The sequence below is a fragment of the Lichenibacterium ramalinae genome, assembly GCF_004137085.1.
GTDB classification, from domain to species: domain Bacteria; phylum Pseudomonadota; class Alphaproteobacteria; order Rhizobiales; family Beijerinckiaceae; genus Lichenihabitans; species Lichenihabitans ramalinae.
The window spans coordinates 21,068-47,185 of sequence record NZ_QYBC01000004.1 but is presented as its reverse complement, the minus strand read 5'-3'; the positions used below and the strand labels follow the sequence as shown (position 1 = coordinate 47,185).

At 72.0% G+C, this 26,118-nt stretch carries 19 protein-coding genes; 10 read left to right on the top strand and 9 right to left on the bottom strand.

All coding sequences use genetic code 11. From position 1 onward, the window contains the following. The first annotated feature begins 102 nt into the window (after positions 1 to 102). On the top strand, positions 103 to 2,259 hold the full coding sequence (locus tag D3272_RS05775; protein ID WP_129218209.1) for a S9 family peptidase: 2,157 nt from the start codon (positions 103 to 105) through the stop codon (positions 2,257 to 2,259). A gap of 24 nt (positions 2,260 to 2,283) precedes the next feature. On the opposite strand, the gene D3272_RS05770 is transcribed toward D3272_RS05775, so the two are convergent. Next, the gene (locus tag D3272_RS05770; RefSeq protein ID WP_129218208.1) at positions 2,284 to 2,922 is read right to left on the bottom strand and encodes a hypothetical protein; all 639 of its coding nucleotides are present in this window, start codon (positions 2,920 to 2,922) and stop codon (positions 2,284 to 2,286) included. Positions 2,923 to 3,136: 214 nt separating this feature from the next. Here D3272_RS05770 and D3272_RS05765 point away from each other — a divergent pair, with 214 nt between their 5' ends. Further along, a complete protein-coding gene (locus tag D3272_RS05765; RefSeq protein WP_129218207.1) occupies positions 3,137 to 3,736 on the top strand; it encodes a superoxide dismutase in 600 nt (199 codons plus the stop codon). 288 nt (positions 3,737 to 4,024) lie between these two features. Further along, on the top strand, positions 4,025 to 5,563 hold the full coding sequence (murJ, locus tag D3272_RS05760; protein ID WP_129218206.1) for a murein biosynthesis integral membrane protein MurJ: 1,539 nt from the start codon (positions 4,025 to 4,027) through the stop codon (positions 5,561 to 5,563). 19 nt (positions 5,564 to 5,582) lie between these two features. On the opposite strand, the gene D3272_RS05755 is transcribed toward murJ, so the two are convergent. The 4 genes from D3272_RS05755 to D3272_RS05740 form a co-directional block, all read right to left on the bottom strand. After that, positions 5,583 to 6,956 carry a M20/M25/M40 family metallo-hydrolase gene (locus D3272_RS05755; RefSeq protein ID WP_129218205.1) on the bottom strand — a complete coding sequence of 458 codons (1,374 nt, stop codon included), beginning with the start codon at positions 6,954 to 6,956 and terminating at the stop codon, positions 5,583 to 5,585. Positions 6,957 to 7,093: 137 nt separating this feature from the next. Continuing rightward, a complete protein-coding gene (locus D3272_RS05750; RefSeq protein WP_129218204.1) occupies positions 7,094 to 8,707 on the bottom strand; it encodes an inorganic phosphate transporter in 1,614 nt (537 codons plus the stop codon). A gap of 44 nt (positions 8,708 to 8,751) precedes the next feature. Further along, positions 8,752 to 9,693 carry a PfkB family carbohydrate kinase gene (locus D3272_RS05745; protein WP_129218203.1) on the bottom strand — a complete coding sequence of 314 codons (942 nt, stop codon included), beginning with the start codon at positions 9,691 to 9,693 and terminating at the stop codon, positions 8,752 to 8,754. Positions 9,694 to 9,703: 10 nt separating this feature from the next. After that, positions 9,704 to 11,440, bottom strand: coding sequence for a helicase HerA-like domain-containing protein (locus D3272_RS05740; RefSeq protein WP_129218202.1), 1,737 nt, complete (start codon positions 11,438 to 11,440; stop codon positions 9,704 to 9,706). Positions 11,441 to 11,558: 118 nt separating this feature from the next. On the opposite strand from D3272_RS05740, the gene D3272_RS05735 reads away from it, so the two are divergent. Then, positions 11,559 to 11,927, top strand: a complete 369-nt coding sequence (locus D3272_RS05735; RefSeq protein WP_165361244.1) for a DUF2267 domain-containing protein — start codon at positions 11,559 to 11,561, stop codon at positions 11,925 to 11,927. A gap of 7 nt (positions 11,928 to 11,934) precedes the next feature. On the opposite strand, the gene D3272_RS05730 is transcribed toward D3272_RS05735, so the two are convergent. The 4 genes from D3272_RS05730 to D3272_RS05715 all read right to left on the bottom strand — a co-directional run bounded on the left by D3272_RS05730 (position 11,935) and on the right by D3272_RS05715 (position 15,726). Further along, entirely contained in the window at positions 11,935 to 13,494 is a 1,560-nt protein-coding gene (locus tag D3272_RS05730; protein ID WP_165361243.1) for a flavin monoamine oxidase family protein, read from the bottom strand. A gap of 135 nt (positions 13,495 to 13,629) precedes the next feature. Next, positions 13,630 to 14,808, bottom strand: coding sequence for an alpha/beta hydrolase (locus tag D3272_RS05725; RefSeq protein WP_165361242.1), 1,179 nt, complete (start codon positions 14,806 to 14,808; stop codon positions 13,630 to 13,632). Between the two features lie 112 nt (positions 14,809 to 14,920). Then, entirely contained in the window at positions 14,921 to 15,106 is a 186-nt protein-coding gene (locus D3272_RS05720; protein WP_129218198.1) for a hypothetical protein, read from the bottom strand. A gap of 131 nt (positions 15,107 to 15,237) precedes the next feature. Next, the gene (locus D3272_RS05715) at positions 15,238 to 15,726 is read right to left on the bottom strand and encodes a VOC family protein (protein ID WP_129218398.1); all 489 of its coding nucleotides are present in this window, start codon (positions 15,724 to 15,726) and stop codon (positions 15,238 to 15,240) included. Between the two features lie 201 nt (positions 15,727 to 15,927). Between D3272_RS05715 and D3272_RS05710 the strand changes: the two genes are divergently transcribed. Genes D3272_RS05710 through D3272_RS05685 form a run of 6 tightly spaced genes read left to right on the top strand, consistent with a single transcriptional unit; the run spans position 15,928 to position 26,048 of the window. Continuing rightward, positions 15,928 to 17,547, top strand: a complete 1,620-nt coding sequence (locus D3272_RS05710; RefSeq protein ID WP_165361241.1) for an efflux transporter outer membrane subunit — start codon at positions 15,928 to 15,930, stop codon at positions 17,545 to 17,547. Further along, entirely contained in the window at positions 17,544 to 19,001 is a 1,458-nt protein-coding gene (locus D3272_RS05705; protein WP_129218196.1) for an efflux RND transporter periplasmic adaptor subunit, read from the top strand. Before D3272_RS05710 ends, D3272_RS05705 begins: the two co-directional genes overlap by 4 nt. Positions 19,002 to 19,023: 22 nt before the next feature. Beyond that, the gene (locus D3272_RS05700; protein WP_129218195.1) at positions 19,024 to 22,227 is read left to right on the top strand and encodes an efflux RND transporter permease subunit; all 3,204 of its coding nucleotides are present in this window, start codon (positions 19,024 to 19,026) and stop codon (positions 22,225 to 22,227) included. Between the two features lie 46 nt (positions 22,228 to 22,273). Further along, positions 22,274 to 22,525 carry a type II toxin-antitoxin system Phd/YefM family antitoxin gene (locus D3272_RS05695; RefSeq protein WP_245496409.1) on the top strand — a complete coding sequence of 84 codons (252 nt, stop codon included), beginning with the start codon at positions 22,274 to 22,276 and terminating at the stop codon, positions 22,523 to 22,525. Continuing rightward, positions 22,525 to 22,938, top strand: coding sequence for a type II toxin-antitoxin system VapC family toxin (locus D3272_RS05690; RefSeq protein WP_129218194.1), 414 nt, complete (start codon positions 22,525 to 22,527; stop codon positions 22,936 to 22,938). The genes D3272_RS05695 and D3272_RS05690 overlap by 1 nt, the downstream gene beginning before the upstream one ends. After that, positions 22,935 to 26,048, top strand: coding sequence for an efflux RND transporter permease subunit (locus tag D3272_RS05685; RefSeq protein WP_129218193.1), 3,114 nt, complete (start codon positions 22,935 to 22,937; stop codon positions 26,046 to 26,048). The genes D3272_RS05690 and D3272_RS05685 overlap by 4 nt, the downstream gene beginning before the upstream one ends. Positions 26,049 to 26,118: the final 70 nt, after the last annotated feature.

Genomic DNA, 26,118 nt, shown 5'->3' with positions numbered 1-26,118 from the left:
TTGCCGCCGCGGGGCCGCGAGCCGATAAGGGCGGGGCCGCGGCGCGGCGCGGGGCCGATCCGGCTCCGCATTCCCGATCCCCATGCCCCGACGAGAGCCGCCATGCCCGATCTCCCCGCCTTCGCCGCCGCAGCCCCGGCTCCGGCGCCGATCGACAAGCGGCCCCTGACGCGCACCGTCCACGGCATCGCCGTCACGGACGACTACGGCTGGATCCGGGCCGACAACTGGCGCGACGTGCTGCAGGACCCGGCGCGCCTGCCCGACGAGATCCGCGCGCTGCTCGATCGGGAGAACGCCCATGCCGCCGCCGTGATGGCGTCGACGAAAGCCCTGCAGCGCCGGCTCGTCGCCGAGATGCGCGGCCGCATGGAGGAGGAGGAGGCCGACGTCCCGGTGCCGGACGGCCCTTTCAGCTATTACGCGCGCTACCGCGAGGGCGGGCAGCACGAACTCGTGTGCCGCACCCCGCGCGAAGGCGGGGCCGAGCAGATCATGCTCGACGGCGACGCCCTCGCGGCGGGGCTCGACTTTTTCGAGCTCGGCGATGCGGTCCCGTCGAGCGACCATTCGCTCCTCGCCTGGAGCGTCGACGACAAGGGGTCCGAACTCCACGCCATCAAGGTGCGCGACCTCGCGACCGGCGAGGACCGGCCCGACACCGTCACCCACACCGAGGGGACGGCGGTGTGGACCGCCGACGACGCGGCCTTCTTCTACGTCAAGCTCGACCAGGACCACCGGGCCAGCAGCGTCTGGTTGCACCGGCTCGGCACGGACCCGTCCGAGGACCGACTGGTCTATGACGAGGCGGACCCGACCTGGTTCGTCGGCGTCGAGCGCACCCGCTCGGGTCGCTTCGCCGTGATCTCGATCCACGGCCACGATGCGTCCGAGGCCTGGGTGATCGAGCGCGGCGACCCGCTCGCGGCGCCCCGGCTCATCGCGCCGCGGGAGCCCGGGCTGCGGTACGAGCTCGACCACCGGGGCGACGATTTCATCATCCTCACCAATGCCGACGGCGCCGTCGACTTCAAGATCGTGTCGGCCCCGGTGGCGAACCCCGGGCGCGAAAGCTGGCGCGACCTCGTGGCCCACGAGCCCGGCCGCCTCATCGTCGCGGCCGCCGCCTTCGCCGACCATCTCGTGCGGCTCGAACGGCGCAACGCCCTGCCCGAGATCGTGATCCGCGCCCTCCGGGACGGCGCCGAGACCGCCATCAGCTTCCCCGAGGAAGCCTATGCCCTGGGGCTCGGCGAGGTCGCCGAACAGGACACGGCGGTGATGCGCTTCACCTACTCGTCCATGACGACGCCGACCGAAACCTACGATTACGACATGGCCACCGGCGAGCGCCGGCTGCGCAAGCGCCAGGAGGTGCCGTCGGGCCACGATCCCGCCGACTACGTGACGCGGCGCATCCTGGCCACGGCGCCGGACGGCGCCAGCGTGCCGGTCTCGGTCCTGTACCGGCGGGGCACGCCGCTCGACGGCTCGGCGCCCCTGCTGCTCTACGGCTACGGCGCCTACGGCTATTCCATCCCGGCGTCCTTCGGCACGAAGCGCCTGTCGCTGGTCGACCGCGGCTTAGTCTACGCCATCGCCCACGTCCGCGGCGGCACCGACAAGGGATGGGCCTGGTACACGGACGGCAAGCTCGCCGACAAGGCCAACACGTTCCGGGACTTCATCGCGGCCGGCCGCGCCCTGGCGGCGGCCGGCTTCACGGCCGAGGGACGGATCGTGGCCCACGGCGGCAGCGCGGGCGGCATGCTGATGGGAGCCGTCGCCAACATGGCGCCCGAGCTCTTCGCCGCCATCGTGGCCGACGTGCCCTTCGTCGACGTCCTCAACACGATGCTGGACGACGGCCTGCCGCTGACGCCCCCGGAATGGCTGGAATGGGGAAACCCGATCCGGGACCGGGGCGCCTTCGACACGATCCTCGGCTATTCGCCCTACGACAACGTGGCGGCCCAGGCCTACCCGCCCATCCTGGCGCTCGGCGGGCTCACGGACCCGCGCGTGACCTATTGGGAGCCGGCCAAATGGGTGGCGCGGCTGCGCGAGAAGGCCCTGTCTCCCGCGCTGGTGCTCCTCAAGACCAACATGGACGCCGGCCATGGCGGCGCTTCGGGGCGCTACGACCAGCTCGACGAGGTGGCGCTGCAATATGCCTTCGCGCTGGCCTGCACGGGCCGGGACGCCGTCGCGCCCACGGAGGACGAGGACGAGGACGATGAGGACGACGAGGACTGATCCCGGCCCCCGCTGCGGGACCGGTCAGCCGACGTCCTGCCGCTCGATATGGGCCTTCAGGTCCGCCATCGAAGCGAAGCGGTGGGTGCCGTTCTCGGTCTCGACCTCGATGGTGCCGTCCGAGAAGAGCACGTAGGAGGCCCCGTTCGACTCGTAGCGGCCCACGACGGTGGGGGCTTCGGCGAGGACCGGCGGGGGCGGCGCTTCCTCGGGGACGGCTAGGGGAGGCTGCGGCACGGCCGGCGTCGCCGCCCTGGCGGTCGGGGCCGGCAGCGGCCGGCTGTCGACCGGGGCGGGCTCGGGGTCCGGGTCGGCCGGCATCGGGGACGGCTCGATGTCCGCGACCCTCGACGTGCCCACGGTGGCGAGCCGCGACCTGACGCGGCTCAGCATCGGCTGCGGTTCCGGCGCGTCGTCCTCGCTCCAGGTCAGCGCCTCCATGCCGACGCCGGTCGGTCGCGTCGCCATGCGACCGACGACGTCGCGCAGTGCGAAGAGCACGGCGCCGAGGCCGAGCGTCACGATGCCGGCCGACAGCGCGACGGTGCCCGCCACGGTCTCGGTCTGTCCCCAGTCCAGGCGGATGTAGGAGACGCCGTTTCCCAATGACGCGGCCCCGGCCAGCGCCAGGGCTGCGCCCAGGAGGGAAACCAACCAAGCCATCGCCATTCTCCGCTGATCCGCCCCGCCCGCAGCGATACACAGGAACGACGGGGGACGCAAAGAACGGCGCCGCGCCGGTCCGCATGCCGATCAGCGACCGGGAACCCGCGCTGCGCCGTTGCCCCGAGAAGCCCCGGCCACTAGGTTCCCCCCGGGGCGACGGCCAGACGCGACCGATTCCGCCCGACCGGACCGAGATCAAGGAGCCAGCACCATGGCCTTCACGCTTCCCGAGCTGCCCTACAGCTACGACGCGCTGTCCCCCTACATGTCGAAGGAGACGCTCGAGTTCCACCACGACAAGCACCATCAGGCCTATGTCACCAACGGCAACAACCTGCTGAAGGGCACGGAATTCGAAGGCCAGTCGGTCGAGGAGGTCGTCAAGGGCTCCTTCGGCAAGAACCAGGGCCTCTTCAACAACGCCGGCCAGCACTACAACCACCTGCACTTCTGGCAGTGGATGAAGCCCAACGGCGGCGGCAAGCCCTCGGGCGCGGTCGAGAAGGCGCTGACCGACAGCTTCGGCTCGCTCGAAGCCGCCCACAAGGCCTTCATCGACGCCGGCACGACGCAGTTCGGCTCGGGCTGGGCCTGGTTCGCCGTGAAGGACGGCAAGGTCGAGGTGATGAAGACCCCCAACGGCGAGAACCCGCTGGTGCACGGCGCGTCGCCGATCCTCGGCGTCGACGTGTGGGAGCATTCCTACTACATCGACTACCGCAACCGCCGTCCCGACTACCTCAAGGCCTTCCTCGAGAACCTCGTGAACTGGGACCACGTCGACGAACTCTACCAGGCTGCCGCCAAGTAAGGGTTCGGTTCGCCGCCACGTGAGACAGCGGTCCGCCGCCGCCCGAGGCAGCGGACCGACGCGGTGCCGGGACCGGGCGGAGCCCCCGGGCCCGCCCGGCCCGCCCCCTCGACCCGGTCCCCGGGCCCGGGCGGCATCCGGCACGGCCGCGCCCGACCCCGCAGGGCCGGCGAAGGGCCGGCGCAAGCCTGACGTGATGGAAGAGGGGGACCGGCGCGCCGCGGATCTTCAAGGCCGGGCGGCTCCCGCCCCGGCTCCTCGACGTCGGCGCGCGGATCACAGGCCCGGATGTACAGACACCTGCTTTCCGTCAGCGGCATCACGCTGGTGTCGCGCGCCACGGGCCTGGTGCGCGAGATCGTCCTCGGCGCCACGCTCGGCGCCGGCGGGCTGGCCGACGCCTTCTTCGTCGCCTTCAAGCTGCCGAACCAGTTCCGCGCCATCTTCGGCGAGGGCGCGTTCAATTCGGCCTATGTGCCGACCTATTCGCGCGTGCTCGAACGGCAGGGCGCGGCGGCGGCGGGCAGCCTCGCCAGCCAGATCTTCAGCATCCTGCTGCTGACGCAGTTGGCCGTCCTGCTGCTGGCCGAACTCTTCACCCCGACCCTCGTGAGCCTCCTCGCCCCGGGCTTCGACGCCGATCCGGTGAAGTTCGCCCATGCCGTGGCGATGACGCGCCTGACCTTTCCGTACCTGTTCTGCATGGTGCTGGTGACGCTGCAGTCCGGCACGCTGAACGCCCACCGGCGCTTCGCCGCGGCCGCCTTCGCACCGGTGCTGCTCAACCTGTTCATGGTGTTGTTCCTTTTGGCCGGCTGGGCCTTCCCCGATGCCGGCACCGCCGCTTCCGTCGGCGTCACGGTGTCGGGCGTGGCGCAGCTCGCCCTCATGATGGCGGCGGCGCGCCGCGCGGGGGTGCTGGAGCGCCTGGTGCGGCCGCGCCTCGGGCCCGACGTGCGGCAGTTCTTCCGGGCCCTGGGCCCGGCCGTGATCGGCTCCGCCGGCCCGCAGATCGCGGTCTTCGCCGACACGATCATCGGGTCGATGCTGCCGACCGGCGGCCAGTCGTCGCTGTATTACGCCGAGCGCATCTACCAGCTGCCGATCGGCGTCATCGGCGTCGCGGCCGGCACCGTCCTGCTGCCGGAGATGAGCCGCTACTTCTCGGCCGGGGACCCGGCCGGCGCCCTGCGGGCGCAGAACCGCACCATGGCGATCACGCTGGCGATCGCCGCGCCCTTCTTCCTGGCCTTCGTGCTGATCCCGCAGGAGATCATGCGCGGCGTCTTCCTGCGCGGGCAGTTCACCGCCGAGGCGGCGGCGGCCTCGGCCGCCGTGCTGTCGGCCTACGGGTTCGGCCTGCTGCCGATCCTGCTCATCTCGTCGGCGCGCTCGGGGTTCCAGGCCCGGGGCAACACTACCGTGCCGATGCTGGCCTCGCTCATCGCGGTGGCGTTCAACCTCATGCTCAAGATCGCCCTCTACCGGCCCTATGGCGCCGCCGGGCTCGCCACCGCGACGGCGGTGGGCTTCTGGATCAACCTGCTCATCCTGTGCGGCATCGGCTGGCTGCAGAAGGTGGTGCGCCCCGACGACACGCTGGTCCGGGTCGCCGTGGCGGTGGATGTCGCCGCCTTCGCGCTCGGCCTCTACGTCTTCGCCCTCGACGGCCGCATCGCGGCGGCGACGGCGGGGCTGCGGGCTCCGGACCTCGCCCACCTCGGCGCGACGGCGGCGGGCGGCGCCCTGGTCTACGGCGTCGCCCTGGCGGCGGCGCTGCGGGCCGGCGGCGTCGGCCTGCCGCTGCGCCGCCGCGGGCGCGCCTGAGCGCTATGGCGCCTGAGCGCTATTTGGCGAGCGCGTCGAGCACGCGCGCCCAGGAGCGGGCGCCCTTGTGGAACGACGTGACCTCGTATTTCTCGTTCGGCGAATGGACCCGGTCGTCGTCGAGCGCGAAGCCGATCATCAGGCTGTCCATCTTGAGGTCCTGCTTGAACGTCCCGACGATCGGGATCGAGCCGCCGGAGCCCCCCATCACGGGTTCCCGGCCCCATTCGGCATGCAGCGCCCGGCGGGCCCGCGTGAGGGCCTCGGAGGAGAAGGGCAGCTGCAGGGCCGGGCTGGCGCCGTGGGGGATGAACTCCACCGCGCAATCCGCCGGCAGGCGCGCCCGCACGAAGGCCCGGAAGGCTGCCGCGACCTTGGCGGGGTCCTGGCGCCCGACGAGCCGGAACGACACCTTGGCGCTGGCCACGGCCGGCAGCACGGTCTTGGAGCCGACGCCCGCGTAGCCGCCCGTGATGCCGTTGACGTCGCAGGTCGGCCGCGCCCAGATCTTCTCCAGCACGCTGCGGCCTCGCTCGCCCGCCGGCACCGAAAGGCCGACGCCGCGGAGGAAGTCGCCCTCGTCGAAGGGCAGCGCCCGCCACTGCTCGGCCACGGCGGCCGGGAGTTCGTCCACCCCGTCGTAGAAGCCCGGCAGCGTCACGCGGCCGTCGGCGTCGTGCAGGTCGGCGACGATGCGCGACACGACGTGGATGGGGTTCACGGCCGCGCCGCCGTAGGCACCGGAATGCAGGTCGCGGTCGGCGGCCCGCACCACGATCTCCTCGAGCACGAGGCCGCGCAGCATGGTGGTGATGGAGGGCGTCTCGGCGTCCCACATGCCGGTGTCGCAGACGAGGGCGAGGTCGGCCCGCAGCTCGTCCCTGTTGGCGGCGATGAAATCCGGCAGCGAGGGGGACCCCGTCTCCTCCTCGCCCTCGAACAGCACCGTGACGTCGCAGGGCAGGCCGCCCGTCTCGCGGAAGGCCCGGCAGGCCTCGACGAAGGTCATGAGCTGGCCCTTGTCGTCCGACGCGCCGCGGCCGACGATCCGCCGCCCGTCCTGGATCTCGGGCTTGAACGGGTCGGTGTTCCAGAGCGAGAGCGGATCGACGGGCTGCACGTCGTAATGGCCGTAGAACAGCACGTGCGGCGCGTCGCGATGCGACGCCTTGGCCCGTCCCACCACCATGGGGCGCCCCGCCGTCTCACGCACCGAAGCCTCGAAACCGAGACCGGTGAGCTCGGCGGCGAGCCAGGCCGCGGCCCGCGCGCATTGCGGCGCATAGGCGGCATCGGTCGAGATGGACGGGATCTCCAGCAGGGCGAAGAGGCGCTGGAGGGCGGCCGGCTGGTTGTCGTCGATTTTCTGGAGGACGGCGTCGATCGAAGCCATGGCGTGTCTCGCACCTTCGGGGTGGCCGCCGCGGCGGCCCGTCGGCGCCAGGATTACCAGCCCGCAACGCCATCGAACAGGCGCAAAAAAGCCCGGCTCACCTCGATGAGCCGGGCCGCGTGCGTGCCGTGGCGGTGTCAGAAGATGTGGCTGAAGACGAAGTAGAGGCAGCCCGACAGGAGCATGGCGCAGGGCAGCGTCAGCACCCAGGCGAGGACGATGTTGCGGATCGTCTCCATCTGCACCCCCGACCCGTTGGCCGCCATGGTGCCGGCGACGCCCGACGACAGGACGTGGGTGGTGGAGACCGGAAGTCCGTACTGGTCCGCCGCCGCGATCGTCGCCATGGCGACGAGTTCGGCCGAGGCGCCCTGCCCGTAGTTGAGGTGCGTCTTGCCGATCTTCTCGCCGACCGTCACGACGATGCGCTTCCAACCGATCATGGTGCCGAGGCCGAGCGCCAGCGCCACCACGATCTTGACCCAGGTGGGGATGAACTTGGTCGAGGTGTCGAGGCTGGACTTGTACTTGGCCAGCGTCTTGGCGTCGTCGCCGGCGAGCTGGTTGTCCTGGACCTTGGGCAGGGTGCGCAGCGCCTCGGAGGCGAGGTACATGTCGTTGCGGGTGTTGTTGACGCGGTTCGCCGGGACGTTGGCGAGCGTGCCGTAGCCCTTCACCTGGGCCGAGATGTCCCGCACCAGTGCGGCCAACGACGGATAGACGCCGTCGTCGAGCTTCTTGTCCCGCACGAAGCTCACGACCACGGGGCGGGGGTCGCCCGTGATGGCGTAGCCCGACGCCTTGGCGTCGATGATCTTGGAGGCGGCCTCGGAGCTCTGCTCGAACTGCGGGATGAAGCCGTCCGGCACGGCGCGGTTCAGCGCATAGGTGGTGGGCACCGTGCCGATCAGGATCAGCATGATGAGGCCCATGCCCTTCTGGCCGTCGTTGGAGCCGTGGGCGAAGGACACGCCCGTGCAGGTGAAGATCAGCAGCCCGCGGATCCACAGCGGCGGCGTGGTGCCGGGCTTCGGCTCGGCATAGAGTTCCGGCTTGCGCACGACGAACCTCATCACCAGGAGCAGCAGGCCCGAGAAGACGAAGCCCACGATCGGCGAGATCAGCAGCGCCTTGCCGATGCTGTAGGCCTGGTCCCAGTCGACGCCCGAGGTGCCGTTGCGGCCGTTGAGCATGGCGTTGGCGACGCCGACCCCGATGATGGAGCCGATCAGCGTGTGGGACGAGGAGGCCGGCAGGCCGAACCACCAGGTGCCGAGGTTCCAGATGATGGCGGCGATGAGCAGCGAGAAGACCATGGCGAAACCGGCGCTGGAGCTGACCTGGAGGATCAGTTCGACCGGCAGAAGCGAGATCACGCCGAAGGCCACCGCGCCCGTCGAGGTGAGCACGCCGAGGAAGTTCCAGAACCCCGACCAGACCACCGCGTAGTTGGGGATGAGCGAATGGGTGTAGATGACGGTCGCGACGGCGTTGGCGGTGTCGTGGAAGCCGTTCACGAACTCGAAGCCGAGCGCGATGACAAGCGCCACGGCGAGCAGCAGGTAGACCAGGATCGAGTGGGCCTGGCCGCCGCTGACGTCGACGTCGCGCCACACACTGAAGGCCGCGAACAGCAGCCCCACGGCCCCGACGGCGAGCACGCCGTAGCGCGTCGCCTTGTCGCTCGGATGGTCGATGGCGGGTCGGCTGGGGTTCGGCGTGGCGCCGGGTACGGCGGATATGCTGGACATGGGTCGCGCTCCGTCAGTGTGTGGACGACGGCTAGCGGCTGGCGTTAACGCTTTTGTGACCCTGAGCTCTGCAATGGCGACGGCCCTGTGGACGACCGGGCCGTCCCTCCGGTCGCCGACGGGGCCGCGACCGCCCGTGCGGCGGCGGCGCAGCCGAGGCGCAGCGCCTCCTCCAGCGTGGCGCCGGAGGCCGATGCCGCGAGGGTCGCGGCGATGAGGGCGTCGCCCGCCCCCGTCACGTCGACGACGTCGGCCCGTTCGGCCGGCACCGCGACCGTGCCCTCCGGCGCGGCCGCGAGCGCCCCCGCGTCCCCCAGCGTGACCACGGCCGCACCCGCGCCGGCCGCGCGCAGCGCCGCCGCCATGGCGGCGGGGTCGCGCGCGGGCCGCCCCTGCCGTGCCATGACGGCCGCCGCCTCGTCGCGGTTGACGAAGAGGAGGTCGATGCCGGCGAGGCTGTCCGGCAGGCGGGCGGACTTCGCCACCGACACGGCATCGACGGCCAGGCGGTAGGCGCCGCCCCACCGCCGCCGCGCCAGCGCCAGCAGCGACGCCGCCGGGAGGTTGCAGTCGGCGAAGAGCCAGTCGGCGGCCCCGACCAGCTCCGCCGCTTGGCCGAGGACGTCCGGCGTGAGGCCGTCGAAGATCGCCATGGCGGCGAGGCCCAGCGCGAGGTCGCCGCCGGGCGTCAGCACGGCGACATATTCGGCCGTCGCGGCCCGGCTCACCGCCGCCGTGGCCCGGCGCCCCACCCCGACGCCGTCGAGGTGGCGCAGCAGCGCCCGCCCGGCCTCGTCCTCGCCCACGCGGGACAGCAGGTCGACCGGGACGCCGAGCCCTGCCAGGTTCTCGGCGACGTTGCGGGCGACTCCGCCGAAGCCGGTGGATCCCGCGGCGGGGTTGGAGGTTTCCGGGACGAGCGGGCCGGCCAGCCGGTAGGTGCGGTCGACCGTGGCGCCGCCGATGCACAGGAAACGGGACGGCACGGGACCGCCGTCAGCGCTGCAGGCCGCCGAGCACGCCGCGCATGATCTGGCGCGCCACCTGGGTGCCGACGGAACGGGACGCCGATTGGATGGCGGAGCGCACCACGAGCTGACCGTTGGTCATCCGGCCCCGGCTCGAGCCGCCGCCGTTCCACCAATCGCCGATGAGATCCTCGACGCCGCCGAGGAACCCCCCGCTCTCGGCTTCGGGGACCGGGGCGGCCTGCGCCGCCTGCCCCCAGGCCGGCGAACGCGGCGCCGCGGCGGGCCCGGCGGGCGGCACGGAAGCCCGGGTCCGCTGCGGCAGGAAGGACGGCGCACCGGGCCCGCCCGGCGAGGCGGCGGGGCGCGGCGGTGTCGGCGATGGCGTCGGCAACGGTTTCGCCTTGGCGCTGCGGGGCGGCATGGCCGGCGGCACCGGGGCGCCCGCGGCCTTGTCGCCGCGCCGGGCCAGCATCTCGAAGGCGGAATCGCGGTCGATGGCGGTGTCGTATTTGCCGAAGATCGCGCCGGCCTCGATGACGCCGCGACGCTCCTCGGGCGTGATGGGCCCGACGCGCGACATGGGCGGGGCGATCCAGCAGCGCTCGACGACGCGCGGGCTGCCGTCCTCGGCCAGCATGGAGACCAGGGCCTCGCCGACGCCGAGTTCCCGGATGGCCGTCGCGGCGTCGAAGGCGGGGTTCTGGCGGAACGTGTCGGCCGCCGCCTTCACGGCCTTGGCGTCGCGCGGCGTGAAGGCCCGGAGCGCGTGCTGCACGCGATTGCCGAGCTGCCCCAGCACCGTGTCGGGCACGTCGAGGGGGTTCTGCGTCACGAAATACACGCCGACGCCCTTGGAGCGGATCAGCCGGACCACCTGTTCGACGGCTCCCATCAGGCTCCGCGGCGCGTGGTCGAACAGCAGGTGGGCCTCGTCGAAGAAGAAGACGAGCTTGGGCTTGTCGGCGTCGCCGACCTCGGGCAGGCGCTCGAACAGCTCCGATAGGAGCCACAGCAGAAAGGTCGCGTAGAGGCGCGGCGAGCGCATCAGGCGGTCGGCGGCCAGGATGTTGACGATGCCGCGGCCGTCCGGCGCGGTCTGCAGGAAGTCCGAGATCTCGAGGGCGGGCTCGCCGAAGAGGTTGGCGGCGCCCTGGTTCTCCAGCACGAGCAGCTGCCGCTGGATGGTGCCGACCGTCGCGGCCGCGACGTTGCCGTATTGCGTCGTCAGGTCGGCGGCGTGCTCGGCCACGTAGCCGAGCAGCGCCCGCAGGTCCTTGAGGTCGAGCAACAGCAGTCCCTGCTCGTCGGCGACCCGGAACAGGATGTTGAGCACGCCCGCCTGGGTGTCGTTGAGCTCCAGCAGGCGGGCCATCAGCAGCGGCCCCATCTCCGCCACGGTGGCGCGGATCGGCGAGCCCTGCTCGCCGAACAGATCCCAGAAGGCGACCGGCACGGCCTCGGGCGAGTAGGGCAGGCCGATGGCCTTGGCGCGCTCCGCCACCGCCCTGCGCCCCGCGCCGGCCAGGGCGAGCCCGGCGAGGTCCCCCTTCACGTCAGCGGCGAAGACCGGCACGCCGGCGCGGCTGAAGCCCTCGGCCAGCGTCTGCAGCGTCACGGTCTTGCCGGTGCCGGTCGCGCCGGTGACGAGGCCGTGGCGATTGGCCATGGGCAGCGACAGGTAGTCGTAGCGGCCCGCCTCCCCCGGCGCGCCGGCCGTGAGGCCGACCAGGATGCGGCCGGGCTCGGGATGGGCATCTGTCATGGCGGCGCGACCTCTGCGAACGAGCCCCCATCATAGGGGGGCGCGGGCGCGGCTGTCACGCGAACCGGCGCGGTCCCGACGGCGTTGCCGTCCCGACCCCACCGGAGCACCCGCCGCCATGCAGGACCTCGTCGACCACATCAGTGCCGCCACCGGCATCGAGCCCGAGACGGCCCGCAAGGCCGTCGGGATCGTGCTCGACTTCGTCCAGAAGAACGTCCCTCCCGAGACCAGCGCCGCCCTGATCGACCCGATCCCCGGCGCCCGCATGGCGGCGGCCTCGGCCGCCGAGGACGAGGCCGAAGGCGGCGGCAGCGCGACGCCCGGCCTCATGGGCCTCGCCGACCGCCTGATGGCCGAGGGCATCGGCATGGGGTCCATGCAGTCGCTCGGCCGGGCCATGTTCGAGGGGCTGCGCCGCCTGGCCGGCGACGGCCCGGTAAATGCCGTCGCGGCCGCCATCCCGGAGCTCGAACACGTGATGTGAGGGACCGTCAGGCCGCCAGCGACGCCCTGATCTGGTTGGCGGCCCTGTCGCCCGACGCCACGCCGGCGTTGAGGTAGCCGGCCTGCGCCCAGGTGTGTTCGCCGGCGAAGAAGACGTTGCCCTCGGGGATCCCTTCGACGCCGAGAAGGCTCGTCTGGTAGCCCGGCGGATAGAACGAATAGGAGCCGAGCGACCACGGGTTGCGGCTCCAGACGTCGAGGGTCGACAGGCCGTTCCACAGCCGGGGCAGCCCGGGCAGGATCTCGTCCGCGCCGGCGAGGCACAGCCGGGCCAGCGCATGCCGGTCCGGGACGCCGGCGTCGAAGGCCGCCTGGGATCCGCCCGACCAGAAGTTCATCACGCCCTGTTGGCCGCCCTGCCCGCGCGTCGCGTCCCAGGTGGTCTGGAACGCCGGTGACACGCGCCGGATCTCGCCGTTGCAGCCGAGGTCGTTCCACAGGCGCCGCTCGAACTGGAGCTGGAACTTGACGCTGGCGCCCATGCCGAGCGTCTCGATCGACCGCCGCTTGAGGTCGCTGAACCCCGCACCCGACAGGTCCACGGCGGCGCGCATGACCGAGAAGGGCAGCGCCAGCACGATCCGGTCGAACGCCGCGTCGGTGACGGCGCCGTCGCGCGCCAGTGTCAGCCAAACCTTGCCGTCGCCCCTCTGCCGGACCGCCGTCAGCGCCGTCCCGGTCCTGACGGCCGCGCCGAGCGCCCGGCCGAGCAGCGTCGGGATCTGGTCGTTGCCGCCGAGCACGCGGAACCGCTGGTCCGAATCGGTGTAGTAGAGGTCGAAGCCGTCGCGGGGGTCGTCGGCGAGCGTCCCGATGGCGTTGAGCGCGCTCTGCCGGTCGGTGTCGGCGCCGTTCTCCTCCGTGAAGGCATTGTCGATGAGTTGGCCGAGCTTGGAGGTGAGGCCGCCCGGCACGGTGGCGGCGATCCACTGGCGCAGCGTCATGGCGTCGAAGCGCTTGGCGGCGGCCGTCGAATACCGGTAATTGTAGCCGCTGCCGATGGCGGCGCTCTGCCCCTTGAGGCTCTGGTAGAGGGGGCCGAAGTCGCGGGTCGCGTCGGCCAGCGTGTAGCGCTCGCCGTTGAACCGGTAGACCGGGATGGCGCCCGGCGGCTGCGCCGCCAGCACATCGTAGAGCGTCAGCCCGAGGTCCTTCGCCAGCTGGCGGATCGGGTAATGGTCGGTGTCGATGAACTCGCCGCCGTGTTCGGCGATCTGGCCGCCGCGGAACGCGTCGCGGGCCGTGTAGCAGCGGCCGCCGAGCCGCGTATTGCCTTCGAACACCACGGGATCGAACCCCGCCTGCTTGAGACGGTAGGCCGCCGTGAGGCCCGCCAGGCCCGCCCCCACCACGGCGACCCTGGCGCCGGTCCCGGCAGGCGTCCCGGCGGCCGCGCCGGCAGAAGGCCGGAGCCCCAGCGCCGCGGCCGCGCCGAAGCCCGCCGCGCCCTTGAGCAGCCGCCGGCGCGGCTGGTCGGCCAAATCGGCAACTTCGGCCACCCCGTGGGACCGGGCCACGGCCGCGGCGGCCGCCTGGAGAAGCGACATGGATGGTGTTCTGGCCACGGCCGGCTCCGATCTGATCGACATCGGAGTTTGGTCCCGCGCCGGGCGGGCCCGCAAGACGCTGCCCGGTCCCCGGCGTCGTTCGCCCGGAGATTGTAGGTCAGCGTGTCCCGGGGATCACGGCACCGCGATGGCGGGCGGCTGCGGCGCCGGCAGGGGCGTCGCCACCACGGCGGCCGGCGCCCCGTCGAAGACGGGCGCGGCAGGCTCGCCGCCGAGCACGGCCTGGTGAGTCCGATCGGCGTCGCGGGGCGCGCCGATCTCCGCCCCGATGCCGCGGATCACCTCGGGGGCGCTGGCATAGGTGGCGTGGCCGATGAGGCCGACGCTGTCGCGGGTGATGTCGATGACATGCACGCCGAGCCCTTCGAGCGCGCGCCGGCCCTCGGGGCTCGAAGCGTCGATGGCGCCGAGCCGCGGGCGGTCCGCCAGGATGCCCGACAGCGTCAGGGCCCGGTCGTTGGTGGCGGCGAAGACCGACACGCGGGCCCCCGGCCCGAGCCGCTCGACCTGCTGGCGGAACACGCCCTGGTCGATGTCCGGCGCCGCCAGGATGATGTCGCCGAGGTGGCCGTCGAGGTCGGCGTGCCCCCCGATGGCGACCTCGCGCAGGGCCTCCATGGCGAGCCAGGCGCCCATGGAATGGGCCAGCACGTGGACCTTGCCGACGTCGGGCAGCGCCGCGAGGTCGAGCAGGAGGTGCTCCAGCGCGTCGCGCGACGCCGTCGCGGCCTCGCGGTCCGACCCGTAGCCGAAGAGGCTCCCCTTCGACGGCCAGGTGAACAGCACCGGCACGCCGTTGAAGTCGCCGTCCGTCACGATCTGGGCGAGGCGGAACCGGGCCTCGTCGAGCCCCGTGTTGAAGCCGTGCACGAAGACGAGGACGTCGCGGTTCGAGCCGATACGGCCCGACAGATGGGTGGCGACCTCGTTGCGGAAGGTTTCGGCATCGAGGGAGCGACGCCCCACCACGGCGAAGTCGCTGCGCCGGTTGGGCGCCCCGAAGCTCGCCATCTCCAGGCTGCCGGGCTGGTGCGCGGGCGGCACGCCGATCGTGGCGAGCGAGAAATGCGCCGAGCCGTCCGCCACGCCATCGGCCTTGAGGGGTCGGGTCGAGTCGACGAAGATCTGCACGTCGCGCGCCGGCCGGGCGGGCGCGCCCGAGACGAGGTCGCCGACGTCGGCCACGGCCGACGCGCAGGCCGACAGCGACAGGGCCGAGACCAGCACGACGGCGGCGCGGGCCGCGCCTCGGAAGCCCGCCGCGGCGGACCGCACCATCATCCCGTCACGCAAGGGCCCGCGCCTCCGATTGTCCATCGCCGTCCATAGACGAGGCCGGACGGTCGGGGAAGCGCCGACGCGACGCCGGGCTCGGGCCGGGACCCCGCCGCAGGGCGCCGGTCCCTCACGGCTCGGCCGTGCAGTCGTGGCGGCCGGAGTCGATGCAGTCCTGCACGGCATTGTGCTGGCGGATCGCCGACACGGCCCAGAACAGCGCGAAGCCGATCAGCACGACGGCGACCAGGGCGGCGACGTTGCCGCGCCCGCCCGGCTGCCGCCCGCCCGGCGGTCTGTTGTCGTTGGCCGTCATGCCCTGCATTCCCCGAAGTTCGGCCCCCTCCTGCCCAATCGCGCGGTCCGGCGCAACGGCCTCGTCCGCAGTCCTGCCACGACCGGCACCGGCCGGGTGCCGGCGGGAGGCGGCAAGGACCGGCGGAGCGCCTACCCGGCCCGCAGCAGGTCTTCGAGGTCGAGGCGCCGCGTGTGCATGGCGAGACCCCCGGCGGCATCGCGGGGCCAGACGTCGCGGGGCCGGTCCCAGTAGAGTTCGACGCCGTTCTCGTCGGGGTCGCGGAGGTAGAGCGCCTCGCTGACCCCGTGGTCGCTGGCGCCGTCGAGCGCGATGCCGGCGGCGATGAGGCGCCGCAGGGCGTCGGCGAGCGCGGCGCGGGTCGGGTAGAGCACGGCGGTGTGGTAGAGCCCCGTCGTGCCGGGCGCGGGCGGCCGCCCGCCGAGGCTTTCCCAGGTGTTGAGGCCGATCTGGTGGTGGTAGCCGCCGGCCGACACGAAGGCGGCCTGCGCGCCGAACCGCTGCATGAGGTCGAAGCCCAGCACCCCGCAGTAGAAGCCGAGCGCGCGCTCGAGGTCCGCCACCTTGAGGTGGACGTGGCCGATCGTGGCCCCGGGATGGATCGGGCCGAAGCCCGGCATCGGCACATCCGTCATGACGCGTCTCCCTCGCGGCGCCGGCCGCGCCGGCCCATCATCCCGCGCCCGCGGCGCGATTGCCACAGGGATGAAACGCCGGTGCGATGGGGCGGCCTTCCTTTCGCCTGTAAAACCCCCGTAAACGGACGGGCCGGGCGGGACGGACCCGCCGGGGTCGCGGCCGGGTTCGGGGGAGACGACAAGGTGGCTGGTTTTGCCGGGCGGGCGGCCCTCTGGATCGGGACGGGCCGGGCGCGGCACGGCGCCGCCGTGGCGACGGCGGCTGCGCTCGCCACCGCCGTCGCGGGCTGCTCCTTCGACGAGACCCGTCCCGGCCCCGACCTCCTGGTGCCGGGCACCTTCTCCCACGCCGGCCACGGCACCGGCGACTCGCCCGCCGCCGCCCGGCCGCTGCCGGGCAACTGGACGGTCGTCTTCGGTTCGGCCGAACTGTCGCGCCTCGCCGCCATGACGGCCCACGACAATTTCGACGTCGCGGCGGCGTCGGCCCGCATCCTCCAGGCCGACGCCCAGACGGCGGTGTCGAGCGCGGCGCTGTTCCCGCAGGCGACCTCGTCCAACAGCTCCGGCCGCAGCTTCACCCCCACCACCACCCGCGCCGTGAGCGCGGCCTCGGGCTCCCGCGGCACGATCGCCACCAACAGCTTCAGCCTCGGCCTCACGGCGAGCTACGAGCTCGACCTTTGGGGCCGCAACCGCTTCGCCAGCCTCGCCGCCACCCAGAACGCCGTGGCGGCCCGCTATGCCCGCGACACGCTGGTGCTGACGCAGGTGGCGGCCCTCGCCAACAGCTACTTCTCGCTCCTGTCCGCGCAGGACCGGCTGAAGATCGCCGCCGACAACCTCAAGGAGGCGCGCTTCGGCCTCGAAGCCATCAAGGGGCGCCTGGCGGTCGGCACCATCACGGCGCTGGAGGTGGCCCAGCAGCAGAGCGTCGTCGACCAGCAGCTGGCCGCCTTCCCGCCCCTCCAGCAGCAACTCCAGCAGGCCAAGACCGCCATCGCGCTGCTCGCCGGACGCACGCCCGAAAGCCTCGCCGTCCGGGGCGGCAGCCTCGAAGGCCTCAAGCCTCCGGTGATCCCCGCCGGCCTGCCCGCCCAGGTGATCCGCCGCCGGCCGGACGTCGCCGAGGCGGCCGCCATCCTGGCCTCGGCGGATGCCGCGGTGCTGTCGGCGCGCGCCGCCCTGTTCCCCACCGTGAGCCTGACGGCCTCGGGCGGCATCGAGAGCACGGCGCTGCGCACGCTGCTGTCGCCGGCGGCGGGCTTCGGCAGCCTCGGGGCCGGGCTCGCCTCGCCGCTGCTCGACGGCGGCGCGCTCAAGGGCACGCTCGACCTGCAGCGCGGCCGGGACCTCGAAGACCTGCAGGACTACCGCGGGACGATCGTGCAGTCGCTCGTCGACGTCGAGAACGCGCTCATCGCCGTGCAGCAGAACACCGAGCACGAGAAGCGATTGGCCGCAGTCGTGGCCTCGTCGCGTCTCGCCTATGATATCACCCGGGCCCGGTTGCGGGAGGGGACCGTCGACATCCTGACCGTGATCAACACCGAACAGACGCTGTTCTCGGCGCTCGACGCGCAGGCCGTGGTGCGGCTGGCCCGCTTCACGGCGCTGTCCAGCCTCGCCCAGGCGATCGGCGGCGGCTGGACGCGGCCGGACCTGCTCGAGCTGCCGCCCCTCGACGGCTTGGCGCCGGTCCCGGCCGAGGCCGTCCGGCCCACGCCGACGCCGGCGCAGGGGCTGGCGACCGACGGGGCCGGCTACACGGCCGACGGGCCCAAAACGGCGGGACGGTCATGAAGCGCTTCCTCACCCTCGCCGTCATCCTGCTCGTCGGCGCGGTCGTGCTGGCCGAGCGCTTTCCCGCCATCCATGCCCGCGTGCCCTGGCTCCCCGACGTGCCCGGCCTCGGCCAGGCCGCCTCGATGAAGCCGACGGGCGCCGGCGGCAACGCCGCCGGGGGCGAGGCGCCGGACAGGAAGCGGCGGCGCTTCTCGGCCGATGGTCCCACACCGGTCCTGGCCGCCGAAGCCCGCTACGCCGACGTGCCGGTCACCGCCGAGGTGCTCGGCACCGTCCAGGCCACCAACAGCGTGCTGGTGCGCAGCCAGGTGGACGGCAAGCTCGTCGAGATCGCCTTCAAGGAAGGCCAGGACGTGAAGAAGGGCGACGTCCTCGCCCGCATCGACCCCGCCACCTACAAGGCCCTCTACGACAGCGCGGTCGCCAAGAAGGCGCAGGACGAGGCGTTGCTCGCCAACGCCCAGGTCGACCTCGTCCGCTACAACAAGCTGGCCGAAACGCAATACGGCTCGCACCAGCAGGCCGACACCCAGAAGTCGCTGGTGGCCCAGTACAATGCGCAGCTCGCCCAGGACCAGGCGTCGATCGACAACACCAAGACGACGCTGGACTATGCGACGATCCGTTCGCCGATCGACGGGCGCACCGGCATCCGCATCGTCGACCAGGGCAACCTGGTGCATGCCAGCGACTCCACCGGCATCGTCACCGTCGCCCAGGTGAAGCCCATCGCGGCCGTGTTCAACCTGCCCCAGCAGTGGCTGCGCCAGGTGAATGCCGCGACGGCGCGCGGCACGCTGCGCCTCGAGGCCCACGACGGCGACAGCGGGGCGCTGGTCGACACCGGCACGCTGCAGGTCGTCGACAACACCGTCGACCAGACGACCGGCACGGTGAAGATGAAGGGCAGCTTCCCCAACGCCGAGGACCAGCTCTGGCCCGGGCAGTTCGTCAACCTGCGCCTCTACGTCGACAAGCTGAGCCACGTCGTCGTGGTGCCGACCCCCGCCGTGCAGCGCGGACCCGACGGCGCCTTCGTCTATGCCGTCAAGGACGGCAAGGCGGTGATGACCAAGGTGACGACCGGTCGCCAGACCGAGGCCGAGACGGTGGTGACCGCCGGCCTCGCGCCGCCCGCGCTGGTCATCACGACGGGCTTCACCCGCCTGACCGACGGCGCCAAAGTCGCGGTCTCGACCGCCACGGCCGCCAATGCGCCGTCGGCCGGCGGGGCGGCGGAGGACGGGGCCGATGGCGCCGCGACCGGCGCGGAGGCCAAACCCGACGCGACGACGCCAGACGGGGCCAACCCTGACCCGGCCAAGCCCGACGCGACGACGGCCGGCACGGCCCGGCACGAGGCCGACGCCGATGCCGCCGCGGGCGGCCCCGAAGCCGTCCGGCCCCACCGCCGCAGGCGCGACGGTGCCCGGCCGGCGGCCACCAACTGATGCCCGGCGCCGGGACCGCACCGTGAACATCTCCGCCCCTTTCATCCTGCGGCCGATCGCGACGGCGCTGCTGGCGGTGGCGGTGCTGCTCGCCGGCATCATGGGGTACCGGCAGCTCGCCGTGTCGTCCCTGCCCCAGGTGGACTTCCCCACCATCCAGGTCACGACGCAGCTCCCCGGCGCCAACCCCGACACGATCGCGGCGCTGGTCACGGCGTCGCTGGAACGGCAGTTCGGCCAGATCCCGTCGCTCGCCGCCATGTCGTCGCAGAGCGCCTTCGGCCTCAGCCAGATCACCCTGCAGTTCAACCTCGACCGCGACATCGACGCCGCCGCCCAGGACGTGCAGTCGGCCATCAACGCCGCCGCCTCGACGCTGCCCAAGAACCTGCCCTACCCGCCGACCTATTCCAAGGTGAACCCGGCCGACACGCCGGTGCTGACCCTGGCCCTCACCTCCCGAACGGTGCCGCTGCGCGACCTGTCGGACGTCGCCGACACCCTGCTGGCCCCGCGGCTGTCGCAGGTTTCGGGCGTCGGGCACGTGTCGGTCGAGGGCAACATCCGGCCGGCCGTGCGCATCCAGGCCGACCTGCCGCGGCTCGCCGCCTATGCCATCTCGCTCGAAGACCTGCGCGCCGCCGTGGTGGCGGCCAATGTGGCGGGCTCCAAGGGATCGCTCGACGGCACGAGCCAGGCCTATACGATCGCCGCCAACGACCAGATCGACGCCGCCAAGGCCTACGAGACGGTGGTCGTCGCCTACCGCAACAACGCCCCGGTGCTGCTGCGCGACGTCGCGCGGGTGGTGGAGGGGCTCGAGAACAGCCGCGTCGGCGGCTGGTACGGCGGCGAACCCGCCGTCATCATCGACGTGCAGCGCCAGCCCGGCGCCAACGTCGTAGAGACGGTCGACAGGGTGCTGGCGGAGCTGCCGCGCCTGCAGCACTCGCTCAGCGCCGGCGCCACGCTGAAGGTCGTGCACGATTCCACCGACACGATCCGCGCCTCGATCCGCGACGTGGAGTTCACGCTGGTGCTCAGCGGCGCCCTGGTGGTGCTGGTCGTGCTGCTGTTCCTGCGCACCGTGCGCGCCACCATCATCGCCGCCGTGGCGCTGCCGCTCTCCATCATCGCCACCTTCGCCGTCATGTGGGCGGCGGGCTTCAGCCTCGACAACCTGTCGCTGATGGCCCTGACGATCGGCACCGGCTTCGTGGTCGACGACGCCATCGTGATGATCGAGAACGTCGTGCGCCAGATCGAGGAGGGCGAGACCCCGCTCCAGGCGGCGCTCAAGGGCGCGCGCGAGATCGGCTTCACCGTCGTGTCGCTGACGCTGTCGCTGATCGCGGTCTTCATCCCGCTGCTGTTCATGACCGGCATCGTGGGCCGCATGTTCCGGGAGTTCGCCCTGACGCTGACCTTCGCGGTCGTGGTCTCGGCCGTCGTGTCGCTGACGCTGACGCCCATGATGTGCGGCCGGCTCCTCCGGGCGCCGCGGCACGGGGCCGGCGAGCCCTGGCTGATGCGGGCGGCCGAGGCGCCGATCGCCTGGATGGCGCGGGGCTACGAGGCGACGCTCGGCTGGGCGCTCCGCCGCCAGGGGCTCATGCTGCTTGTCACGCTGTTCACGCTGGGCCTCACCGTCTACCTCTATGTCATTGTTCCGAAGGGCTTCCTTCCGGCTCAGGACACCGGCCTCGTCGACGTGGTGCTCGAAGGGTCGCCCACCGCCTCCTTCGCCGAGATGAGCCGGCTGCAGGGGGAGGCCACGGAAGCGCTGCGGCACGACCCGGCCGTGACGGGCGTGGTGGCGGTGCTGGGCGTCGGCACGCTGAACCCGACCTCCAACGTCGCCCACCTGCAGCTGACGCTGACGCCCTCCGACGCCCGCCGGGAGAACGCGCAGCGCATCGCCGAGCGGGTCCGCGCGGAGCTCGCCGGCATCCCGGGCGTCACCGCCTATGTCAAACCCGTGCAGGACATCCAGATCGCCACGACGGCGAGCCGCTCGCAATACCAGTATACGTTGACCGGCACGGACGGCGCCGCCGTCACGCTCTGGTCGAACAGGCTGGTCGAGCGGCTGCGCGGGGACGCGCTCTTCGCCCATGTCGCCGCCGAGGTGCAGGACGGAGGGCTGCGCGCCTTCGTCGACATCGACCGGCAGAAGGCCGGCCGCCTCGGCGTGACGGCGCAGATGATCGACGACACGCTGAACGACGCCTTCGGCCAGCGGCAGATCTCGACCATCTACGGCCAATCGAACCAATACCGGGTGATCCTGGAGGCGGCACCGGGCTCGGCCGACGACCCCCGCATCCTCGACAAGCTCTACGTGGGGGTGACCAGCGGCTCCACCACGGCCCAGGTGTCGACGGGCGGCGTCACCACGGCCGCCACCACCACGGCGGCGACCCCGGGCGCGCAGGTGCCGCTCGTGTCCTTTGCCACGCTGAAGCGCACCACGGCACCGCTGGCGGTGGCGCATCTCGAACAATTCCCCGCCGCCGCCATCTCGTTCGACCTCGCCGCGGGGGCCTCGCTCGGCGAGGCCGTGGAGGGCATCGCGGAGGCGGAACGGGATATCGGCATGCCGGCCTCCCTCGTCGGGGCCTTCGGGGCCGACGCGGCGGAGTTCCAGAAGTCCCTCGCCGGCGAACCCTGGCTGGTGCTGGCCGCCGTCGTCACCATCTACCTCGTGCTGGGCGTGCTCTACGAAAGCTTCATCCACCCGCTGACCATCCTGTCGACCCTGCCGTCGGCGGGCGTCGGCGCGCTGCTGGCCCTGATGGCGACGGGCCAGGAGCTGTCGATCGTGGCGCTGATCGGCATCATCCTGCTGATGGGCATCGTGAAGAAGAACGCCATCATGATGATCGACTTCGCCACCGCGGCCGAGCGCGAGGAGGGGCTGTCGCCCTTCGACGCCATCGAGCGCGCCTGCCGGCTGCGGTTCCGCCCCATCATGATGACGACGCTGGCGGCGCTGTTCGGCGCCATCCCGCTGGCGCTGGCGCACGGGTCCGGCGCGGAACTGCGCGTGCCGCTCGGCATCACCATCATCGGCGGGCTGCTGCTCAGCCAATTGCTGACGCTCTACACCACGCCGGTGATCTACCTGCAGATGGAGGCGCTGGGCCGCCGCTTCGGCATGGGGACGGCGGCCATCCCGGACGTCGAGGCCGAGGCGGCGCCGGAGATCCGGAGGGCGGCGGAATGAGGCCGCGGCGCCGCCGCATGATACAACAGCGCTCGAATTGGAGGGCATGATGACCTTGACCTTTGACGTGAGCGATCTCGCCACGAAGCTGCCGGAACTGCTCGCCGAGGTAGAAGCCGGGCACGAGTTCGTCATCGCACGCGACGCGAAACCCCTCGCCCGTCTGACCCGGGAGCCCGAGCAGCCTGATCGGAAAGGCGTCGAGGCTGCCGTCGCTGCCATCCGGGCGGGCCGCAAGGATTTCGCGCCGACGACGATCGACGAAATCATCGCTTGGCGAGACGAAGGCCGGCGTTGATGACCTGCGTCGTGGACGCATCGATGGCAGCGGCTTGGTTGATCCCTGACGAAAGGAACGATGCCTCGGATACCGTGCTGGACTTCGTTGAGAAGGACGGCGGCGTGGTGCCGGATTTGTCCTGGCACGAGATCCGGAACATTCTGCTCAAGGTCGAGCGACGTGGGCGGAGCGCGCCAGGAGCGGCAGAATCAGCCATGGGCAAGCTGAGACAGCTTTCCCTGGTCAGTGTCGCCATATCGAGCGATGTCGTCGTACTCGCAATGGCCCGCACTCACGCCTTGACGGCCTACGATGCGGCCTACCTCGATGTGGCGCTCGGCGCGGGCGTGCCCCTCGCCACGCTCGACCGCGCCCTCGCGGCCGCCGCCCGCACCTGCGGCGTCGCCCTCCTCGGGCCGCTCGCCCCGTGAACATCTCGGCCCCCTTCATCCGCCGCCCCATCGGCACGACGCTGCTCGCCGTGGGCCTGTTCCTCGTGGGCGCCGTCGCCTACTTCCAACTGCCCGTGGCGAGCCTGCCGGCCGTCGACTTCCCGGCGATCCGGGTCAACGCGTCCCGGCCGGGCGCCGACCCCGCCATCATGGCGGCGACGGTCGCGGCGCCGCTGGAGCGGCGGCTCGGCGAGATCTCGGGGCTGAACGAACTCACGTCCAACTCCACCCTCGGCTCCTCCTCCATCTCGCTGCAGTTCGACCTCGGCCGCAACGTCGACGACGCGGCGCGCGACGTCCAGGCGGCGCTCAACGCCGCCGCCGCCGACCTGCCGGGCGATCTGCCCACCCTGCCGACCTACCGCAAGGCCAATTCCGCCGCCTTCCCCGTCATCATCCTGGCGCTGACCTCGGACACGCTGCCCGTCACGGCGCTCTACGACGCCGCCGACACCGTCATCGCCCAGAAGATCAGCCAGGTGGACGGCGTCGCCGAGGTCACCGTCAACGGCGCCGCGCAGCCCGCCATCCGGGTCAGGATCGACCCGCAGCGCCTGGCCGCCATGGGCCTGTCGGTCGACACGATCCGCACCGCCATCGGCAACGCCAACGTCGGACAGGCCATCGGCTCCTTCGACGGGCCGGAGCTCACCGAGACGCTGGCGACCTCTGACCGGCTGTCGACCCCGGAAGACTTCGCCGCCATCGTGGTGCGGGCGCAGCACGGCACGGTGGTCAAGCTCGGCGACGTCGCCACGGTCGAGCGCGGCAACAAGAGCCGCCGCTCCGCCGGCTGGTACAACAAGCGCCCCTCAGTACTGCTCATCGTCACCAAGCAGCCCAAGGCCAACGTCATCGACACGGTGGACCGCGTGAAGGCGCTGCTGCCCGAACTGCGCCGCTGGGTGCCGGCGGGCGTCGATATCTCCATCTTCACCGATCGCACCGTGACGATCCGCGCCGCCGTCGACGACATCCAGATCACGCTGCTCATCACGGTGGCGCTGGTGATGGGCGTGGTGCTGGCCTTCCTTCGGCGGGCCACGCCGACGCTGGCGGCGGGCGTCGCCGTGCCGCTGTCGCTCGCCGGCACGGTCGCCTGCATGTGGGTGGCGGGGTTCAGCCTCGACAACCTCAGCCTGATGGCCATCACCATCTCGGTCGGCTTCGTGGTCGACGACGCCATCGTGATGATCGAGAACGTGTCGCGCAACATCGAGCGCGGCATGAAGCCGGTCGCCGCCGCCCTCCTGGGCTCGCGGCAGATCGGCTTCACGGTCGTGTCGATCAGCCTGTCGCTGGTGGCGGCCTTCGTGCCGCTGATCTTCATGAGCGGCATCATCGGCGCCTTCTTCCGGGAGTTCTCGCTCACCCTCACCTTCGCCGTCGTGGTGTCGACGCTGGTGTCGCTGACGCTGACCCCGATGCTCTGCGCCCATTTCATGAAGCCGCACGACCATCGCCCGCCGGGCGTCCTCGACCGGCTGGTGGAGGGGGGGCTCTCCCGGCTGGTCGGCGGCTATGCGACGAGCCTCAGGGTGGCGTTGCGCCATCCCTGGCTCATGGTGCTCGTCATGGTGCTCACGGTCGGCCTCACCGTGGAGCTGTTCAAGACCACGCCCAAGGGCTTCGTGCCGGAGGACGACACCGGCCTCATCATGGGGATGACCGAGGCCGCCGCCGACACGTCCTTCCCGGCCATGGCGACCCTGCAGCAGGGGCTCGCCGACGTCATCCTGAAGGACCCTGCGGTCGACGGCGTGGGCTCCTTCATCGGAGGCGGGCCCGGCGGGGGAGCCGTCAACTCGGGCTCGCTCTTCATCGGACTCAAGCCGGAGGGACAGCGCCCGACGGCCGCCAAGGTCATCGACCGGCTGCGCCGCAAGCTGGCCCACACGCCGGGGATCCGCCTCTTCATGATCCCGGTGCAGGACCTGCGGGCCGGCGGGCGGGGCGGCAAGGGCGCCTACCAGTTCTCGCTGTGGGACGCGGACCTCGACGAACTCCAGACCTGGCAGCCCCGCGTGCTCGCCCGGCTGAAGGCGGTGCCGGGCGTCGTCGACATGTCGACGGACCGCGAACAGGGCGGGCTCGAGGCGGAGGTCGTCATCGATCGCCCGACCGCGTCCCGGCTCGGCGTCGCCATCCAGTCGATCGACGACGCCCTCAGCGACGCCTTCGGCGAGCGTCAGATCTCGACGATCTACACGCAGCGCAACCAGTACCGCGTCGTGTTGGAAGTGGCCCCGCGGGACCAGCGCGACCCGTCCGACCTGACCCGCATCTACGTGCCCGGCGCCAACGGCACCCAGGTGCCGCTCGCCGCCTTCGCCACCGTCAAGCGCCGCAACGCCGCCCTCGTGGTCAACCACCAGGGCGCCTTCCCGTCCGTGACGCTGAGCTACAACCTCGTCGACGGCGCCAGCCTGGAAACCACCAGCGACGCCATCCGGCAGGCGGTCGCCGAAATGCACCTGCCGGACGGGCTCCATGCCGAATTCGCCGGCGACGCCCTCGTGTTCCAGCAGGGCGCTGGCGGCCAGGGCCTGCTCGTGCTGGCGGCGCTCGGCTCGATCTACATCATCCTCGGCGTGCTCTACGAGAGCCTGACCCATCCGCTGACGATCCTTTCCACCCTGCCCTCGGCCGGACTCGGCGCCCTCCTGGCGCTGCGGCTGGTCGGCATGGAGCTGACGGTGATCGCCTTCATCGGCATCATCCTGCTCATCGGCATCGTGAAGAAGAACGGCATCATGCTGGTCGATTTCGCCATCCATGCCGAGCGGGACGACGGCATGAGCCCGCGCGACGCCATCTACGCCGCCTGTCTCGAACGCTTCCGCCCCATCCTGATGACGACGCTGGCGGCGCTGTTCGGCGCCATGCCGATCGCCTTCGGCGAGGGCGTCGGTGCCGAGCTTCGACGGCCGCTCGGCGTCACCATCATGGGCGGCCTGATCCTCAGCCAGGCGCTGACGCTCTACACGACGCCCATCATATATCTCGGCATGGCGCGGCTGCAGCGGCTGCGCTGGCCGTTCCGGCGGTCCCGCCGCGCCGGAAAGCTCCCGCTCGCCGCTGGGGAGTGAGGGCTCCCACGGCGATCGGTGCTCCGCTCTTCCGGACCCGTCCCTTGGCAGGGGGGGGTGAATCGCAGCA